The organism is Microbacterium sp., assembly GCF_026393345.1.
In the GTDB taxonomy this organism is placed as follows: Bacteria; Actinomycetota; Actinomycetes; order Actinomycetales; family Microbacteriaceae; genus Microbacterium.
This window is the reverse complement of the sequence record NZ_JAPLAI010000016.1, coordinates 1-18,461: the sequence shown is the minus strand read 5'-3', so window position 1 is coordinate 18,461 and position 18,461 is coordinate 1. Positions and strand designations below refer to the sequence as shown.

At 69.4% G+C, this 18,461-nt stretch carries 16 protein-coding genes and 2 tRNA genes; 12 read left to right on the top strand and 6 right to left on the bottom strand.

From position 1 onward, the window contains the following. The 3 genes from NT132_RS02540 to NT132_RS02530 all read left to right on the top strand — a co-directional run. On the top strand, positions 1-886 hold an 886-nt coding region (locus NT132_RS02540; protein WP_297784302.1), incomplete at its 5' end, for an Fpg/Nei family DNA glycosylase. A gap of 38 nt (positions 887-924) precedes the next feature. Next, positions 925-1,560, top strand: coding sequence for an FMN-binding negative transcriptional regulator (locus NT132_RS02535; RefSeq protein WP_297784299.1), 636 nt, complete (start codon positions 925-927; stop codon positions 1,558-1,560). 41 nt (positions 1,561-1,601) lie between these two features. After that, the gene (locus NT132_RS02530) at positions 1,602-3,053 is read left to right on the top strand and encodes an amidohydrolase family protein (RefSeq protein WP_297784305.1); all 1,452 of its coding nucleotides are present in this window, start codon (positions 1,602-1,604) and stop codon (positions 3,051-3,053) included. Positions 3,054-3,116: 63 nt separating this feature from the next. On the opposite strand, the gene NT132_RS02525 is transcribed toward NT132_RS02530, so the two are convergent. Beyond that, positions 3,117-3,602: a DNA starvation/stationary phase protection protein gene (locus tag NT132_RS02525; protein WP_297784296.1), complete on the bottom strand. Its 486-nt coding sequence runs from the start codon at positions 3,600-3,602 to the stop codon at positions 3,117-3,119. A 181-nt stretch (positions 3,603-3,783) separates the two neighbouring features. Between NT132_RS02525 and NT132_RS02520 the strand changes: the two genes are divergently transcribed. The 3 genes from NT132_RS02520 (at position 3,784) to NT132_RS02510 (ending at position 7,531) form a co-directional block, all read left to right on the top strand. Next, positions 3,784-5,922 (top strand): acyltransferase family protein, encoded by a 2,139-nt coding sequence (locus NT132_RS02520; protein WP_297784293.1) that lies wholly within the window; start codon positions 3,784-3,786, stop codon positions 5,920-5,922. Positions 5,923-5,931: 9 nt separating this feature from the next. Continuing rightward, on the top strand, positions 5,932-6,471 hold the full coding sequence (locus NT132_RS02515) for a gamma carbonic anhydrase family protein (protein WP_297784290.1): 540 nt from the start codon (positions 5,932-5,934) through the stop codon (positions 6,469-6,471). Between the two features lie 196 nt (positions 6,472-6,667). Next, a complete protein-coding gene (locus tag NT132_RS02510; RefSeq protein WP_297784287.1) occupies positions 6,668-7,531 on the top strand; it encodes a hypothetical protein in 864 nt (287 codons plus the stop codon). A gap of 278 nt (positions 7,532-7,809) precedes the next feature. Here NT132_RS02510 and NT132_RS02505 read toward each other — a convergent pair whose 3' ends face one another. Together NT132_RS02505 and NT132_RS02500 are read right to left on the bottom strand one after the other, a co-directional pair. After that, positions 7,810-8,067: a DUF1272 domain-containing protein gene (locus NT132_RS02505; RefSeq protein WP_297784284.1), complete on the bottom strand. Its 258-nt coding sequence runs from the start codon at positions 8,065-8,067 to the stop codon at positions 7,810-7,812. Positions 8,068-8,136: 69 nt separating this feature from the next. Beyond that, a tRNA-Gly gene (locus NT132_RS02500) sits at positions 8,137-8,207 on the bottom strand. Between the two features lie 299 nt (positions 8,208-8,506). On the opposite strand from NT132_RS02500, the gene NT132_RS02495 reads away from it, so the two are divergent. From NT132_RS02495 to NT132_RS02470, 6 genes are all read left to right on the top strand, one after another. Then, a tRNA-Pro gene (locus NT132_RS02495) sits at positions 8,507-8,580 on the top strand. A 71-nt stretch (positions 8,581-8,651) separates the two neighbouring features. Continuing rightward, the gene (gene tig, locus NT132_RS02490; protein ID WP_297784281.1) at positions 8,652-10,235 is read left to right on the top strand and encodes a trigger factor; all 1,584 of its coding nucleotides are present in this window, start codon (positions 8,652-8,654) and stop codon (positions 10,233-10,235) included. 179 nt (positions 10,236-10,414) lie between these two features. Further along, positions 10,415-10,999 (top strand): ATP-dependent Clp protease proteolytic subunit, encoded by a 585-nt coding sequence (locus NT132_RS02485; protein WP_297784278.1) that lies wholly within the window; start codon positions 10,415-10,417, stop codon positions 10,997-10,999. Positions 11,000-11,030: 31 nt separating this feature from the next. Further along, entirely contained in the window at positions 11,031-11,696 is a 666-nt protein-coding gene (locus tag NT132_RS02480) for an ATP-dependent Clp protease proteolytic subunit (protein ID WP_297784275.1), read from the top strand. Positions 11,697-11,847: 151 nt separating this feature from the next. Next, a complete protein-coding gene (gene clpX, locus NT132_RS02475; RefSeq protein ID WP_297784272.1) occupies positions 11,848-13,116 on the top strand; it encodes an ATP-dependent Clp protease ATP-binding subunit ClpX in 1,269 nt (422 codons plus the stop codon). Positions 13,117-13,155: 39 nt separating this feature from the next. Continuing rightward, the gene (locus NT132_RS02470; protein WP_297784269.1) at positions 13,156-13,710 is read left to right on the top strand and encodes a dihydrofolate reductase family protein; all 555 of its coding nucleotides are present in this window, start codon (positions 13,156-13,158) and stop codon (positions 13,708-13,710) included. 21 nt (positions 13,711-13,731) lie between these two features. Here the strand turns inward: NT132_RS02470 and NT132_RS02465 are convergent, their stop codons facing one another. The 3 genes from NT132_RS02465 to valS all read right to left on the bottom strand — a co-directional run. Beyond that, positions 13,732-15,786, bottom strand: coding sequence for a M3 family metallopeptidase (locus NT132_RS02465; RefSeq protein WP_297784266.1), 2,055 nt, complete (start codon positions 15,784-15,786; stop codon positions 13,732-13,734). 15 nt (positions 15,787-15,801) lie between these two features. Continuing rightward, positions 15,802-16,053, bottom strand: coding sequence for a hypothetical protein (locus tag NT132_RS02460; RefSeq protein WP_297784263.1), 252 nt, complete (start codon positions 16,051-16,053; stop codon positions 15,802-15,804). A 1-nt stretch (position 16,054) separates the two neighbouring features. Beyond that, a partial coding sequence (gene valS, locus NT132_RS02455; protein ID WP_297784261.1) for a valine--tRNA ligase occupies positions 16,055-18,461 on the bottom strand: 2,407 nt, incomplete at its 5' end.

Genomic DNA, 18,461 nt, shown 5'->3' with positions numbered 1-18,461 from the left:
CGACGGCCGCGAGGCGCAGGTCGCGCGCGCGGTCGGCAGGCCGATGTTCCTCGGCTTCGAGGGCGACCTGTGGCTGCGCGTGCACCTCGGGCTCTACGGGGCATGGGACTTCGCCGGCGAGATCCAGGCGGACCCCACGATCGCCTCGGCGAACGGCCGGATGGGGCAGACCAACCAGCGCGGCACGATCCTCCCGGACGAGCCGATCATGGATGCGGCGGGGGAGAACTCGCTGACCTCCATCGGTGCCCCGCGGAAGGCCCGCGTGCACGTGCGCATGTCGGAGCAGACGACCGGGCTCCCGGCCGAGGGACCGGAATGGCCGCCGCCCGTCGTCGGGCAGGTGCGGCTGCGCCTCCTCACCGACGTCACCTGCGCCGACCTCCGCGGCCCCACCGCCTGCCAGGTGCAGACCCCGGACGAGATGCTCGCGACGATCGCGAAGCTCGGCCCCGACCCGCTCGTGGGCGACCCGGCGGAGAACGAGGAACGCTTCGTCGCGGCGGTGCGGAAGAAGGCGACCCCCATCGGTCTGCTGCTGATGGACCAGAGCGTCGTCAGCGGCATCGGCAACGTGTACCGCGCGGAGATGCTGTTCCGCGCGCGTCTGAACCCGCACACCCCCGGCCGCGACGTACCGGAGGACGTCGTCCGCGAACTCTGGCGGGACTGGGCGAGGCTGCTCGCGATCGGCGTCGAGACCGGCCAGATGATGACGATGGACGACCTCACGCCGGAGCGGTGGCGGGCCGCCATGGCCCACCGCGACGACCGGCACTGGGTCTATCACCGCGCCGGGGAACCCTGCCGGGTCTGCGGCACGCACATCGTGCTGGAGGAGATGGGCGCACGGAAGCTCTACTGGTGCCCCCGCTGCCAGGCCTGAGCATGCCCGGGTCGTCCGCGCGCAAATAAGCTGGGCGCATGCGTCAGAACCCGAGCTTCGCGCTGACCGATGTCGGCGAACTGCGCCGACTGATCGAGCACAACCCCTGGGCGACGCTCGTCAGCAGCACCCCCGACGGTCTCATCGCCTCGCACTACGCGGTGCTGCTCGACCAGGACCGCGACGACCTCACCGTGGTCGGACACGTCGGAAAGCCCGACGACCTCATCCACGGCCTCGGCGAGCGGGAGCTCCTCATCGTGATCCAGGGCCCGCACGGGTACATCTCGCCCGGCTGGTACGGCGACGGGCCCAACGTCCCCACCTGGAACTTCGTCTCCGCGCACCTCACCGGGGTGCCCGAGGTGCTGTCGCCGGATGAGAACCTGCGCGTGCTCGATCGCCTGGTCGCCCGGTTCGAGAGCGCGCAACCCGACCCGCGCCTCCTGTGGGAACGGCCGAACGACGCCGCGTTCGTCGAGCGGCTGGAGCGCGGCACCGTCGGCTTCCGGCTCACCCCGACCCGGGTGGTCGCCAAGCGCAAGCTCAGCCAGAACCGGCCGCACGAGGTGGTCGAGCACATTATCGAGCAGCTGGGCGCCGACGGTGCCTTCGCGAACCCGGCGCTGGCGGCCGAGATGCGCCGCGCCCTCGACGCCCGGCCGCGCCCGTGATCGCGCGGGGTGAGACCGCAGCGACCGTCACCGGCGTCCGCATCGCGGGCCCGGGCAGCGAACTGCTGCCCGACGACGGCCCGTTCGACGTGTTCCTGCACGGCGGGCGCATCGCCGACATCGCGCCCGCTGGCGTACTCCCGCCCACCGGCGCGGTGCTCGACGCCGACGGGGCGTGGATGCTGCCGGGCCTGTGGGACCACCACGTGCATGTCACCCAATGGGCGCTCGTCGCCGAACGTGTGCCGCTCGGGCACACCGCATCCGCCGCCGAGGCCGCGCATGCCATGTCGGGGGCGCCCGTGCTCGCCGATGGCCGGCGCATCGGCACCGGGTTCCGGGACGCGTTCTGGCCCGACACGCCCTCTCTGGAGCTGCTGGATGCGGCGACTGGGGAGATCCCGACGTATCTGATCAACGCCGACGTGCACAGCGTGTGGCTGAACTCCGCCGCGCTTCGCCGCGAGGGCGTGTCCTCGGACGACGGGATGCTGCGTGAACAGCCCGCGTTCGAGATCTCGCGGCGACTGAACGCCGTCGATCCCGCGATCGCCGACCCGCTCGTCGCCCAGATGGCGCAGCGCGCCACGGCCCGCGGCGTCGTCGGCATCGTCGATCTCGACATGGCATGGAACGAGGAGGCCTGGCAGCGCCGGGTGGCCACCGGCTTCGACGCGCTGCGGGTTCGGTTCGGGATCTACCCCGAGCACCTCGACCGCGCGATCGCGGCGGGCCTTCGCACCGGCGACGCGCTCCGGGGCGCCCCTGACGACCTCGTACAGGTGGGCGCGCTGAAGGTCATCACCGACGGGTCGCTCGGCACCCGCACCGCGGCGTGCACGCATCCCTACCCCGGCGGCCACGACCACGGGATGCTGACGGTCGGTGCGGCGGAACTCCTCGACCTCATGACCCGCGCCACCGGCGCCGGCCTCGCCAGCGCGATCCACGCCATCGGCGACGTCGCGAATACCCAGGCGCTCGACGCGTTCGCGGTCACCGGCGCGTGGGGGACCATCGAGCACGCCCAACTCGTCGCGCACGCCGACCTGCCTCGCTTCGCCCGGTTCGGGGTCGCCGCCAGCGTCCAGCCCGAGCACGCGCTCGACGACCGGGACCTCACTGACGCGCTGTGGGCGGAGCAGACCGCGATGGCGTACCCGCTGCGGTCGCTGCATGACGCGGGCGCGACGCTCCTGCTCGGATCGGATGCCCCGGTGTCGCCGCTCGACCCATGGGCAGCGATGGCCGGAGCCGTCTTCCGCACCCGCGACGGCCGCGAGGCCTGGCGGCCGGATGAGGCGCTCCCGCTGTCGGCGGCGCTGGCCGCCTCCACCGCGGGCGGGTCGCAGCGCCCGTCGGCGGTCGCCGTGGGGGAGAGCGCGGACCTCGTGTTGTGCGCCGCCGATCCGTTCACGACGGATGAGGCGGAGCTTCGCGGCATGGAGGTGCGCGCGACGCTCCGCGCCGGCCGCATCCTCCATCTCGCCTGAACCGGGTCGCAGACGACGAAGAGGCCCCCGCCGGAGCGGAGGCCTCTTCGAGGACGGGGCGTGTTACTCGGCGAGGTGGGCCGAGAGGAACCAGCGGTCCTTCTCGAGGCCCTCGCGAATGCCGATGACGACATCCTGGCTGGTGAGGTCGATCTCGTCGAGACCGTCGATCGCGGTCTGCAGGTCGACCAGCACGCCGTCGATGTCGGCGACGATCGCGCGGATCATGTCGTCCCACTGGGTGAAGCCGGCGGGGATCTGCGACGGCTTGGCCTTGGTCGCGATGGTCGAGAGGCGCGCGTCGATCGGCAGGCCCAGGGCGACGATGCGCTCCGCGGTCGAGTCGGCCCAGTCGCGGGCGTGCTCCACCACGGTGTCGAGGAGCTCGTGGATGGCGATGAAGTTGGCGCCGCGCACGTTCCAGTGCGCCTGCTTGCCGTTGACCTCGAGGGACTGCAGGCCGATCGTCACCGGGGTCAGGAACTGGGCTGCGGCAGCCGCGATCGTCGGGTCGACTGCGCTGGCGGGAATCGTGTGGGTGTTCGTCATCTTGTGCCTCCGTGTCGTACAGAATTCTCTGCGTGATGGTTCAACGCTAGCCATCCCCACACATTCCGCAAGCAAGTTGAGGCTGTGCTTATCAGGCCTTTTCCGCGGCCCCACCGGCGAAGGCGGTGCGCAGACCGCGTCGAAGGCAGGCAGACGGATGCGGAGGCATTAGCGTCGTGGGGTGACAGCGCCCGATCAGCCCCGCGCCCCGCAGGACCTCGACACCCCGCGCCGACTCCTGCGCCGAGAGCCGGAACGTCGCTCGCCCGAGCACGCGGAGCCGTCGCATTTCCTCCCGCACGTGCAGGGTCTGCGCGCGATCGCCGTTCTCCTGGTGGTGCTGTACCACTTCTGGCCGGGGCGGCTTCCCGGCGGATTCGTCGGCGTCGACGTCTTCTTCGTGATCTCCGGGTTCCTCATCACGGGGCACCTCCTGCGGGAGATCACCGCGACGGGCCGGGTAAAGCTGGCGCAGTTCTGGGCCCGCCGGGCACGACGCCTGCTGCCCGCATCCCTGCTCGTGCTGCTGTTCTGCGCCCTCGCCGTGTCGACGCCGTATCTCTTCCCGGTGTCGGGGCTCGCCCGCGAGATCGGCGAGATCATCGCCTCCACCTTCTATGTGGAGAACTGGTATCTGGCCTTCACCTCGGCTGACTACCTCAACCACACCGGCGACCCCACCACCGTGCAGCACTACTGGTCGCTGTCGCTGGAGGAGCAGTTCTATGTGATGTGGCCGCTGCTCATGCTCCTGGCGGCATGGATCGGCGTGAAGCTGTGGCGCGGGCGCACGCGCGCCGCGATCATCGCGTTGCTCGGCGTCGTGAGTGTCGCCTCGCTCGTCTTCTGCATCGTCTTCACCGCGCTGCAGCCCGCCCCGGCCTACTTCGTCACCTTCGGACGGATGTGGGAGTTCGGCCTCGGCGCCATGATCGCGCTGGTGCCGGCCCTGCGGGTGCGGAACGCCTGGTTCAGCTTCCTGCTCGGCTGGGCCGGAGTGATCGCGCTGGTCTACACCGCCTTCCGCTTCGACGGCAACACACCGTTCCCGGGGTATGCGGCGCTCCTCCCCGCGCTCGGGGCGGCGGCGGTCATCGCCGCAGCCAACACGGGTCGATGGTGGCAGCCGACGCGCGTGCTCGCCGTCCGTCCGGCCCGCTTCGTCGGCGACATCTCGTACTCGCTGTACCTGTGGCACTGGCCGCTCATCGTCATCGCGCCCTCGGTGCCCTTCTGGGGACTGTCGATCTATCACCGCGTCGCGCTGCTCGTGATCTGCTTCGTCCTGGCCTGGCTCACCAAGCGCTTCGTCGAGGACCCGGTGCGCCGGTGGAAAGGCCTGACGCTGCGGCGCCCCCGCGTGAGCCTGTGGTCCGCGCTCGCGGCGATGGTCGTCGTGGCGCTCGTCGCTGGCGGCGGGTGGGCCCTCAACGCCCCCGCCTACCGCGAGGGAGTGCAGCAGCTCGCTGAGCTGCGCGAGGATCCGCCCACCTGTTTCGGTGCCGCATCCGTGCTCGACGCCTCCTGCGAGGGGACGGAGTTCGGCGACACGATCCTGCCCTCGCCCGGTTTCGCCGGTGCCGACAGTCCCGACGACCAGCAGTGCTTCGTGCAGCTGAACGACTCGCGGCCGGTGTCGTGCACGTTCGGGTCCGAGGATGCGAACGCCCCCGTCGTCGCCCTCGTCGGCGACAGCCACGCCTTCCAGCTGCTGTCGACGTTCCAGCGGATGGCCGCCGACAACGGCTGGAAGCTCATCACCTACTTCAAGGGTGCGTGCCCGTGGAACACCACCCCCCTCGCGACCGGCGGCGCCTTCGGCGCGGCGTGCGCGGACTGGCGGGAGCAGGTCATCGCGGCGCTTGACGACACGCCCCCGGATGCGGTGTTCACCGCGGCGCTGGCGACCACGCCGTATGCGTCCGCGGGGTTCGATTCGTCGTACGACGCGGCCGTCGCGGGGTACCGGGACGCGTGGAGTGCGATGACCGCGGTCGGCGTGCCGGTGATCACGGTCGTCGACAATCCGGTGTGGGAGACCGACCCGAACAAGTGCCTGCGCACTCGGGACGCGGCCGACTGCACCGGCGCGCGCGCCGATGTGCTCGTCACCGACGACCCGCTCCGCGAGGCAGCCACCGGGGCCGACGGGGTGACCCTGCTCGACTTCACCGACGTGTACTGCGACGAGGACACCTGCTTCCCCGTCGTCGGGGGCGCGAACCTGTACCGCGACCAGGACCACCTCACGGTGTCGTTCGCCGACACGCTGCGTCCGCAGTACGAGGCGGCGATCACCGACGCCCTCGCGCGTGGGTAGGGTCGGGGTATGACCGTCGCAGCTGACGCATCCGTCCTGTCCGTCGGGGGCGCCACGCCGCGCCTCGATGACACCTCGTTCGTGGCCGCGGGAGCTCGTGTCGTCGGCGACGTGCGGCTCGGGCCGCAGGCGAGCGTCTGGTACAACGCGGTGCTCCGCGCCGACGGCGACAGCATCACGATCGGCGCCCGCAGCAACCTGCAGGACAACGTGGCCGTCCACGTCGACCGCGGCTCGCCCGTCGTCATCGGCGAAGACGTCTCGGTCGGGCACAACGCCGTCGTGCACGGTTGCACCATCGGCGACGGATCGCTCATCGGCATGGGCAGCGTCGTCCTCAACGGTGCCGTCATCGGCGCCGGATGCCTGATCGCCGGGGGAGCGGTCGTGCTCGAGAACACGGTCATCCCCGACGGATCCCTGGTCGCCGGCGTCCCCGCGAAGGTCCGCCGAGAACTCAGCGCCGAGGAGCGGGCCGGGCTCCTCCGCAACGCCGCCGCGTACCTGGCCCACACCGAAGAGCACCGGACGGCGCTCCCCGCATCCTGAGCCGTCCGCGCACGCCGCCGCCGTCGCGGGGCGTCCACAGGCGGTCGGAGCATCCTGGGCCGGCAACCTAGACTGACGCTCCGCGATCGATCCGCCGGTAGCGGCCCTCGACGCTCCGCGACCGATCCGCCGGAAACGGCCCTCGACGCTCCGCGATCGATCGGTGCCGGCAATGGCCTACGCAGGAAGTCCACGCATGGCGAAGAAGAAAACTCCCGCACGCCGGCGCGCGGGGGCCGGAGAAATCGCCGCCCGGCGGCGCGCGGGCTCGATGCAGAAGGCTGCACCGCTCCTTGCGATCGTGGCGAACGCTGTCGGTGCACTCGCGCTTCTCGCCGCCATCGCCGGGATCGGATGGCTCCTGCTGTACACCGGCGGTGACAACTCGATCAGCTCGGCGTTCCCGGACGACGTCGGTGGCACCCGCACGATCGCGGCGCCGGCGCTCATTCTGCTGCTTTCGATGGTCGCGTTCTTCTTCGGTCAGTACGCGGCGCGCGGCCGGTGGGGCGTCGGCGACGACTCCCCGTCGTCCACCGGGCGCTTCCGCGTCGACCTGCGCCCGATCGGTGCCGGCCTGCACGTGATTCTGCTCGCCGCCGCCGTCGTGGCATGGATGCTGGTGCTCGTCGTGCCCGTCATCCTCGACGCGCGCGGCGACCTCGTGCTGTCGGATGGCGGATCCGCGGCGGACCAGTTCTGGTTCGTCGTCACCGTCTACGGCGTGATCTCGGTGGCGACGGCCATGATGATCGCCGTCTCGCTGCTGAAGAAGCTCACATACAACCGGTCGCTGGCCCGGCACGCCGCGGCGATCCGCCCCGGCTCGCCGTCGCAACGCCTCTGGCGCCAGTGGTCGCACATCTGGCGTGGGGAGCTCGGTGTCGCGGCGTTCGGCGGGATCGCGCTGGGCCTGAGTCCCTTGGGTGCCCCGCTGGGCAGTGCCGCGTTCACCCTCGGGATGCTGGCCGCCGGTGTCGTGCTCACGGCCTTCGCCGTCGTGCTCGCCCTCAACGCCTGGCGTTCCGGCCTCCCCGTGGAGCGGGTCGAGTCAGCCTGACCCGAGCTCGTCCGAACTGCGTGCACGCGGCCCCTCGTTCGGAGATCGCTTCCGCGCCCAGTGCCGTCGTTCGGAGATTGCTCCTGCATCCGGTGCCGTCGTTCGGAGATCGGGTGCCTGGGCGTGACTTCGCGGGGCAATCAACGGCGTGTCGTAGCCGACCTCCGAACGAAGGAACCCGGGACTCCGAACGAAGGAACTGGCGACTCCGAACGAAGGATCCGGGGACTCCGAACGACGGGCGGTGAGCGGCGAGCGGGCGGACGGATGCGGCGTCGCTATGCGCGGGACGCGGTGAGGCGTTCGCGGCAATCCGGCGCGAAGACGCGGGTGGTCGAAGCCGGATACCGCGCGAGCCAGGATGCGGGGCGGATCGGTCGCGGGGTCAGTCCGCCGCCGCAGTTCGGGCAGGTGTCCGCGAGGTCGCGGGCGCAGTCACCGCACCAGGTGCACTCCATGGTGCAGATGAACACGTTCGGGTCGTCGAGCGCGAGATCGCGGTCGCAGCACTCACAGTTCGGGCGCAGTTCCAGCATCCTCGGATGCTAGCGCCGAAAGAAAAGCTCCGATGCTCGGACGGGGCCGGGCATCGGAGCAAAAGAGAGAGGGGCTGACGAGAATCGAACTCGCATCATCTGTTTGGAAGACAGAGGCTTTACCACTAAGCTACAGCCCCGAATTTCGGCGTTTTTCCGCCGGTACTCGCGTATTCGGTTGTCCGCCGCGACCGATGCGGGCGCAGCATCCGACAGTCTATACGGACCTCGGACCCACCTCCAGCCGCGACGACTCCGGCCGACACAACGGCGGAGATCGTGACCAGCCCATCGCCGCGCCCCCGGAATCTGCGGCGTGTCGCGTGGAATCTCCGCCGTTGTGCCGCGTGCGCACCGGATTCGGCGGGGGCCGCGATCGGCTGCCGCGTCGGCTAGACTTCTGGGGGCCGTTGTCGGCGCACGTCAGGTGCTGCCCGCCCGGGGCGTAGCTCAGCTTGGTAGAGCGCCCGCTTTGGGAGCGGGAGGCCGCAGGTTCAAATCCTGTCGCCCCGACGAACGGCCCTCGAGACCCCAGACCTTCAGTCCCCGCGTGTTGTCGAGGGAAGAAGAGGAGAACAACAGGCATGGTCACCAGCACCGTCGAGCAGCTCAGCCCGACCCGGGTCAAGCTCCACATCACGGTTTCGCCCGAGGATCTGAAGCCCTCCATCGCGCACGCGTACGAGCACATCGGACAGGACGTTCAGGTCCCCGGCTTCCGCAAGGGCAAGGTCCCCGCCCCGATCATCGACCAGCGTGTCGGTCGTGGCGCCGTGCTCGAGCACGCCGTCAACGAGGGCCTCGACTCCTTCTACCGCGAGGCCGTCCAGGCCAACGAGGTCCGCGTCGTCGGTCGCCCCGAGGCGGAGATCGTCGAGCTCCCCGAGGTCAAGGACTTCTCCGGTGACCTCAAGGTCTCGGTCGAGGTCGACGTCCGGCCCGAGTTCGAGCTTCCGGCATACGAGGGCATCACCGTCACGGTGGATGCTGTCGAGACCGACGAGGCCGCGATCGACGAGGAGCTCGACAAGCTCCGCGCCCGCTTCGGCACCCTCATCACGGTCGAGCGTCCCGCCAAGGCCGGTGACTTCGTCGAGCTCGACCTGGTCGCCACCATCGACGGCGCCGAGATCGACCGCGCCGAGGGCGTGTCCTACGAGGTCGGCTCCGGCGAGCTGCTCGAGGGCATCGACGAGGCCCTCGATTCCCTCACGGCCGGTGAGGACACCACGTTCCGCTCGACGCTGGTCGGCGGCGACCACGCCGGCGAAGAGGCCGAGGTCTCCGTCACCGTCAAGGCCGTCAAGGAGCGCGAGCTTCCCGAGGCCGATGACGACTTCGCTCAGATCGCCAGCGAGTTCGACACGATCGCCGAGCTGCGCGAGTCCCTGCAGGAGCGCGTCGCCCAGCAGTCGACCTTCACACAGGGTTCCGCTGCGCGCGACAAGCTCATCGAGCAGCTCATCGAGCTGGCCGACATCCCCGTTCCCGCCAAGCTCGTCGAGGACGAGGTGCACGCGCACCTCGAGGGCGAAGGCCGCCTTGAGGACGACGTCCACCGCGCCGAGGTCACCGAGGCGAGCGAGAAGCAGTTCCGCACGCAGATGGTGCTCGACAAGATCGCCGAGCAGGAGAACGTGCAGGTCTCGCAGGACGAGCTGACCCAGTACCTGATTCAGTCCGCCGCGCAGTACGGCATGGCGCCGCAGGAGTTCGTCGAGGCGCTGCAGCAGGGCAACCAGCTGCCCGCCCTCGTCGGCGAGGTCGGCCGCAACAAGGCCCTCGCGGTCGCGCTCGGTCGTGTGAACGTCGTTGACACCAACGGCAAGCCCGTCGACCTCACCGGCTTCGTCGCAGCCTCGGACGAGGCCGCCGCGGAGGAGGACGTGGTCGAGGAGGCACAGGAGATCGCCGACGCCGCCGCCGACACCGAGACCGAAGAGGCCGCCCCCGCCAAGAAGGCTCCCGCCAAGAAGCCGGCCGCCAAGAAGGCTCCGGCTAAGAAGGCTGCCGACGCGGATGCCGCCGACAAGCCGGCCGCGAAGAAGGCTCCGGCCAAGAAGGCTGCCGACGCGGATGCCGCGGAGGCACCCGCCGAGAAGAAGGCTCCCGCCAAGAAGCCGGCCGCTAAGAAGGCTCCGGCCACCAAGGCTGCCGACGCCGAGTAAGGCGACACGGTTCGACGAACGGGCGGGTGCTTCGGCTCCCGCCCGTTCTCGTTTTCGCGGGGCGCCTCGGGCCCGGATGCGGGACGCATGCGCCGCGGGGTATGCCGACGGCGAACACGGCCGGAGTGCTCGATTCCCGCCGGTAGATTCGAAGCCACATCACCGAAACAGGAGTGAACATGGCTGAACCCCTTGTCGCGACGAGCGTCTTCGACCGACTGCTGAGGGACCGCATCATCTGGCTCGGGTCCGAGGTGCGCGACGACAACGCGAACGAGATCTGCGCCAAGATCCTGCTGCTCGCGGCTGAGGACTCGCAGAAAGACATCTTCCTTTACGTCAACTCGCCCGGTGGCTCGATCACGGCCGGCATGGCGATCTACGACACCATGCAGTTCGTGCCGAACGACATCGTCACCGTCGGCATCGGAATGGCCGCATCCATGGGCCAGCTGCTGCTGACCGCGGGCACCAAGGGCAAGCGGTACATCACCCCGAACGCCCGCGTGCTGCTCCACCAGCCCCACGGCGGGTTCGGCGGCACCTCCAGCGACATCCAGACCCAGGCCCAGCTCATCCTCTCGATGAAGCAGCGCCTGGCCGAGATCACCGCTTCCCAGACCGGCAAGTCGGTCGAGCAGATCAACGAGGACGGGGACCGCGACCGCTGGTTCACCGCTCAGGAAGCGCTCGAGTACGGCTTCGTCGACCACATCCGGGAGTCCGCCACCGATGTCATCGGCGGCGGCGGGACCGCCAGCTAGGCACCCAGGCATTGCGAAAGAGAGAACTCGGATGAACACCCCCACCTTCGGTCTTCCCCAGGGCCTGCAGATGCCGTCCAGCCGCTACGTGCTCCCGCAGTTCGAGGAGCGCACGGCCTACGGCTACAAGCGCCAGGACCCCTACAACAAGCTGTTCGAGGACCGCGTCATCTTCCTGGGAGTCCAGGTCGACGACGCCTCCGCGGACGATGTGATGGCCCAGCTGCTCGTGCTGGAGTCGCAGGACCCCGACCGCGACATCATCATGTACATCAACTCACCCGGCGGATCGTTCACGGCCATGACGGCGATCTACGACACCATGCAGTACGTGTCGCCGCAGATCCAGACGGTCGTGCTCGGCCAGGCGGCGTCAGCCGCCGCGGTGCTGCTCGCCGGCGGCGCACCCGGCAAGCGTCTCGCGCTGCCGAACGCCCGCATCCTCATCCACCAGCCCGCGATGGGCGAGGCCGGCCACGGCCAGGCCTCGGACATCGAGATCCAGGCGGCGGAGATCCTGCGGATGCGCACGTGGCTCGAAGAGACGCTCGCCAAGCACTCGAACAAGACCGTGGCAGAGGTGAACCGCGACATCGATCGCGACAAGATCCTCTCCGCTGCCGAGGCCGTCGAGTACGGCCTGGTCGATCAGGTGCTCACGACCCGGAAGCGGACGCCGGCCGCCATCGGCAGCTGACGGATGCGGTTCACCGGATGCCCCGACCCGAAACGGTCGGGGCGTCCGTGTATCCGGTATGACATCGCCCGCCGCAATGCACCCGCATGTCGGCACCAGAGGTTAGGCTCGACGAAACGGGGGAGAAGGTCCGTGGAAAGAGAGGGGCAACATGGCTCGTATCGGTGAGAGCGCCGACCTGTTCAAGTGCTCCTTCTGCGGAAAGAGTCAGAAGCAGGTCCAGCAGCTGATCGCCGGCCCCGGCGTGTACATCTGCGACGAGTGCGTCGAGCTGTGCAACGAGATCATCGAAGAGCGGATGGCTGAGCAGGGCTCCGGCGAAGTCGCCGAGTTCGATCTGCCGAAGCCCCGCGAGATCTACTCCTTCCTGGAGGAGTACGTCGTCGGACAGGAGCAGGCCAAGCGCGCCCTCTCCGTCGCCGTCTACAACCACTACAAGCGCGTCCGTGCGCAGGGCACGATCACCTCCGCCGAGCAGCGTGCCGACGAGATCGAGATCGCGAAGAGCAACATCCTCATGCTCGGCCCCACCGGATGCGGCAAGACCTACCTGGCACAGACGCTGGCGAAGCGTCTCAACGTGCCCTTCGCCGTCGCGGATGCGACCGCGCTGACCGAGGCAGGGTACGTCGGCGAAGACGTCGAGAACATCCTGCTGAAGCTGCTGCAGGCCGCCGACTTCGACACCAAGCGGGCCGAGACCGGCATCATCTACATCGACGAGGTCGACAAGATCGCCCGCAAGGCCGAGAACCCCTCGATCACCCGCGATGTGTCGGGTGAGGGCGTGCAGCAGGCACTGCTGAAGATCCTCGAAGGCACCGTCGCCTCCGTCCCACCGCAGGGCGGCCGCAAGCACCCGCATCAGGAGTTCATCCAGATCGACACGACCAACGTTCTGTTCATTGTGGCGGGCGCGTTCGCCGGGCTGGAAGACATCATCTCGGCCCGCGTGGGCAAGCACGGCGTCGGTTTCGGCGCCCCGCTGCAGCGCAAGGACGAGGCCCCCGACCTGTTCTCCGAGGTGCTGCCGGAAGACCTCCACAAGTTCGGGCTCATCCCCGAGTTCATCGGTCGTCTGCCGGTCGTCGCCGCGGTCTCGCCGCTCGATCAGACCGCGCTCATGGAGATCCTCACGGCTCCGAAGAACGCCCTGGTCAAGCAGTACCAGCGCATGTTCGAGCTCGACGGTGTGGAGCTCGACTTCGAACAGGACGCGCTGGCGGCCATCGCCGATCTCGCCGTCGCCCGCAAGACCGGTGCCCGCGGTCTCCGCGCCATCCTGGAAGACGTGCTCGGCCCCATCATGTTCGACATTCCGTCGAGCGCCGACGTCGCCAAGGTCATCGTGACCCGAGCGGCCGTTGAAGACGGTGCGGATCCCACCTTCGTGATGGCCCAGAAGCGCAAGAGCGCCTGACCGGTTCCCCGTGTCGGTGCCCGCGTCTAGGGTGCGGGCATGGGAAAGATCATCTTCGACACCGCCGCGACGCTGAACGGCTGGATCGCCGACGAAGACAACTCGCTGGAGTGGTTGTTCGCCGTCCCGGACGGTGACGCGGCGAGCGCCGAGCTGGTGCCCTCCACCGCCACGGTCCTGGTCGAGGGGTCGACGACCTATGAGTGGGTGCTCGACGCGTCCGACATCCTCGCTCATCCCGAGCGGTGGCATGAATTCCACGGTCATCGCCCCACATTCGTCTTCACGACACGGTCGTTGCCTGTTCCGGAGGGCGCCGACATCAGATTCGTGTCGGGCTCCGTCGCCGAGGCGTTGCCGCACCTGCGCGAGGCCGCCGGGGACGGTGACATCTGGGTGGTGGGCGGCGGCGACCTGGCCGGCCAGTTCCTGGACGCCGGCGCGCTGGACGAGATCGCGCTGTCGATCGCCCCGGTCGCGCTTGCTTGGGGTGCCCCGCTGTTCCCCCGGCGGGTGGAGTCGGACCGGCTTCGTCTCGTGGAGGCACGTGCGGTCGGACAGTTCGCCCGGCTGCGGTACGAGGTCGTCGGCTGACCCGCTCCGCCGTGCGGAACGTCAGCCGGTGAGGCCGCGACGCTCCAGAAGCGGCTGGATGTCCGCATCCCGTCCGCGGAAACCGCGGTAGGCGGCCAGCGGATCGGTCGACCCGCCGACGCCGAGCAGGCGGCGACGGAACCGTTCGCCGTTCTCCCGCGTCAGCCCGCCGTTCTCCCGGAACCACTCCACGGTGTCGGCGTCGAGCACCTCGCTCCAGATGTAGGAGTAGTAGCCGGCGCTGTACCCGCCGGAGAACACGTGCGCGAAATAGGTGGAGGCGTAGCGCGGCGGGATGGCGGGGTCGTCCAGGCCGATGTCGCTGAGCGCCGCGGACTCGAAGGCCGCCGCATCCGTCACTCCCGCGGCGGTGTCCGCGTCGAGGGAGTGCCAGGCGAAGTCGAGCCAGGACGCGGCGAGGTACTCGCTCGTGGCGAAGCCCTGGTTGAATGCCTCGCTCTCTCGAAGCCGCGCCACGATCTCGCCCGGCAACGGCTCGCCGGTGTCGATGTGGCGGGCGTAGTTGTCGAGCACCTCGGGCCAGAGGATCCACATTTCGTTCACCTGGCTCGGGAACTCGACGAAGTCGCGCCGCACGGCGGTGCCCGCGAAGGTCGGGTAGGTGACGGTGGCGAACAGCCCGTGCAGGGCGTGTCCGAACTCGTGGAAGAGGGTGGTCACCTCATCGAGCGTGAGCAGGGTCGGCGTGCCCGGGGCCGGCTGCGCCACGTTGAGGTTGTTGACCACGACGGGTTTCGTGCCGCGGAGCTCCGACTGGGTGACGAGGGAGTTCATCCACGCTCCGCCCCGTTTGGTGTCGCGCGTGTAGAGGTCAAGGATGTACAGCCCGAGGGGCGTGCCGTCGGCCTCGCGCACCTCGAACACCCGGGCGCCCGGGTGGTAGCTCGGGATCTCGGGGCGCTCGGTGAACGTCACCCCGTAGAGCCGCTCCGCGGCGAAGAACACCCCGTCCTGCAGCACCCGTTCGGCCTCGAACCAGGGCCGCAACGCCGACTGATCGATGTCGTACCGGGAGGCGCGGACCTTCTCGGTGAAGTACGACCAGTCGTGCGCGTCAAGCGGGAAGGGGCTGTCCGTCGTGTCGATCTGCGCCTGCAGCGCCGCCTTCTCGCGGGTGGCGTTCGCCGCCGCGGCCGGAGCGAGACGGCGCAGGAGCTCGCTGACGGCGTCGGGGGAGCCGGCGGTCTGATCGGCGGTGACGTAAGCCGCATGGCTGTCGTACCCGAGGATGCGGGCGCGCGCGGCGCGCAGGCGCACGATCTCCCGCAGCGTGTCGCGGTTGTCGTGCTCGTTGCCCCGGTTGCCGCGGCTGCGGGAGGCGGTCATGATGCGCGCACGTGTGTCGCGGGAGCGGAGCGATGCGAGCCACGGGTGCCCGGTGAACAGTGGCAGCGCGATGAGCCACGCGCCGGTGAGGCCCCGCTCGGCGGCGGCCCGTGCGGCTGCGGAGACCTCGCCGTCGCCGAGACCGTCGAGGTCGGCAGGGTCGGTGATCACGATCGCCAGCTCGTTGGTGTCGGCGAGCAGATTCTTCTCGAACCGAGTGGTCAACCGGGACAGACGGGTGTTGATCTCGGACAGCTGCTTCTTCGCCTCGTCGTCGAGCCCCGCGCCCGCGCGCGACATCACCGTGTATCGGCGCTCGACCAGATACCGCTGCTCCGGGGTGAGAGCGAGGTCGTCGAGCCGCTCATGCAGCATCCGGATGCGGGCGTACAGCGCCGCATCCAGTGTGATGGCGTCGCCGTGTGCCGCCATCCGCGGGGCCAGCTCCTCGTCGATCTCCTGGATCGCATCGGTCGCGTCCGCGGAGGACACCGTGGAGAACGCCCGGCCGACGTAGTCGAGGAGCGCGCCGGACTCCTCCAGCGGCACCATCGTGTTCTCGAACGTCGCCATCGACCGGACGCGCGTGATGGCGTTGATCTCCTGCCGGTGCGCCGCGAACGCCGCCTCGAAGGCGGGGAGGTAGTGCTCCGGACGGATGTCGGGGTACGGCGGGAGGCCGTAAGGCAGCGCGGAGGCGGTCAGCAGAGGGTTGGCGGCATCCGTCATCCGCTCAGGTTAGCGTCAGGCGAACTCGTCGTCCTCGTCATGCCGGACGATGACCTCGCCGTCCCGATCGAGCGTCACGATCACGCCGGTGTCGAGTTCTGCCACCGGGCGTCCTTCGAGCCAGGTGAGGGTCCACCGCGGCGTCGGCTGGGAGGCCCACTGGCCCTCGGAGATCAGATTCTCGACCGCGGCGATCTGCGGGTGCAGTTCGGCCGGCACCGCCTTCGGCGGCGTCGTACGGGCGTCCCACCGGGTTCCGAGTTGCATGTCACGCCTCCTGGGGTGCGAGTTCGATGTCCGACACCGCGATGGTGTCGCCGTCGGTGATGGTCAGTTCGGTGACGCGTCCCACGGCCTTCAGGTCGCCCTCGGCGAGGGCGAGGGATGCGGCGGCATCGGCGGGGGCGCCGAGGACGAGGCGGGCGACCGCGGTCTTCTGCGACACCTTGGCCTCGGTCTTCGCGCGCCGAATGATGATGAGCGCCTCACCGACCGTGGTGAGCACGGTCGGGTCGCCCTCGATGCCGAGGGGCTCCGGCCACGCGGCGGTGTGTACCGAACCCTCCTGGAACCAAGACCAGGCCTCCTCGGCCGCGAACGACAGCACCGGGGCGAAGAGGCGCAGCAGCGTGTCGAGAGCGATCCGCAGGGCGAGCGCGGCCGAGGCCTGCCCGACATCGGTCTGGTCGTAAGCGCGCTCCTTGACGAGCTCGAGGTAGTCGTCGCAGAAGTTCCAGAAGAACGACTCGGTCAGCTCCAGTGCGCGGGCGTGGTCGTACTGCTCGAACGCGCGGGTCGCGTCGCGGACCACCTGGTCGAGCGTTGCGAGCATCGAGGCGTCCAGCGCGTGCGTGATCTCGGCGCCCTCGGGCACGGGGAACGACAGCACGAACTTCGCGGCGTTCAGCAGTTTGATCGCGAGGCGACGGCCGATCTTGATCTGGGTCGGGTTCTGCGGGTCGAACGCTGCATCCGTGCCGAGCCGGCTGGAGGCCGCCCAGTACCGGACGGCGTCGGAGCCGTGCTGGTCGAGGATCGCGGCCGGGGTGACGACGTTGCCCTTCGACTTCGACATCTTCTTGCGGTCGGGGTCGACGATGAAGCCGGAGATGGCGGCGTTCGACCACGGCGCACGGTCGTCTTCGAGAGCGCTGCGGAGCATCGTCGAGAACAGCCAGGTGCGGATGATGTCCTGGCCCTGCGGACGCAGGTCGAACGGGGCGACGAGGTTCCACAGCTCCTCGTCCCGCTGCCAGCCACCGGCCAGCTGCGGGGTGAGTGAAGAGGTCGCCCAGGTGTCGAAGATGTCCTGCTCCGCCTCGAAACCGCCCGGAACGCCGCGCTGCTCCTCGGTGTACCCGGGAGGCAGATCCGTGGTCGGGTCGACCGGCAGCTGCGCCGCATCCGGGACCAGCACGCGGCCGTAGTCCCGCTCGCCGTTCTCGTCCAGGCCGTACCAGACGGGGATCGGCACGCCGAAGAAGCGCTGCCGGCTGACCAGCCAGTCGCCGGTGAGGCCGTTGGTCCAGTTCTCGTACCGCACCCGCATGAAGTCGGGGTGCCAGCCGAGCTCCTGGCCGAGGGAGATGAGCTTCTCGCGCAAGTCGCCGTCGCGGGCGCCGTTGCGCAGGTACCACTGGCGGGTCGAGACGATCTCGAGCGGGCGGTCGCCCTTCTCGAAGAACTTCACCGGGTGGCTGAAGGGCTTGGAGACCTCGTCGAGCTCGCCCGACTCCTCCAGCAGCTCAACCATGCGCTTCTTGGCGCTGAAGACGGTCTTGCCGGCGATCTCTGCGAAGGCGGCCTTCGCCGCATCCGTCGTGAGCGCGTCGGGGGCGTCGGCGACGATCCGACCGTCCTTGCCGATGATGGTGCGGTTGGGCAGGTCGAGCTCGCGCCACCAGATGATGTCGGTGACGTCACCGAAGGTGCAGATCATTGCGATGCCGGAGCCCTTGTCCTGCTGTGCGAGGGGGTGCGCGAGCACCGGCACCTCGACGCCGAACAGCGGGGTGGTGACGGTGGTGCCGAAGAGCGGCTGGTAACGCTCGTCGTCGGGGTTCGCGACGAGGGCCACGCACGCGGCGAGGAGTTCGGGGCGGGTGGTCTGGATGTGCACGTCGCCGGTGCCGTCGGTCTTGTGGAACGCGAGCCGGTGGTACGACGCCTGCTGCTCGCGGTCCTCGAGCTCGGCCTGCGCGATGGCAGAACGGAAGTCCACGTCCCACAGGGTCGGCGCGAGCGCCTGGTAGGCCTCGCCGCGCTCGAGGTTCCGCAGGAACGCCAGTTGGCTGGTGCGGATGGTGTCATCCGAGATGGTGCGGTAGGTCTGGGTCCAGTCGACGGAGAGGCCGAGCTGGCGGAAGAGGTCTTCGAACAGCTTCTCGTCCTCGACCGTCAGGCGCTCGCACAGCTCGATGAAGTTGCGGCGGCTGATCGGCAGCTGATCCGCGGCGCGGCTCGACTTGTTGTCGCCGCCCTCGAACGGGGGCGTGAAGTCGGCGTCGTAGGGGAAGGAGGGGTCGCACCGCACGCCGTAGTAGTTCTGCACCCGGCGTTCGGTGGGAAGGCCGTTGTCGTCCCAGCCCATCGGGTAGAACACCGTCTTGCCCCGCATCCGCTCGAAGCGGGCCTTGAGGTCGGTGTGCGTGAAGGAGAACACGTGCCCGATGTGC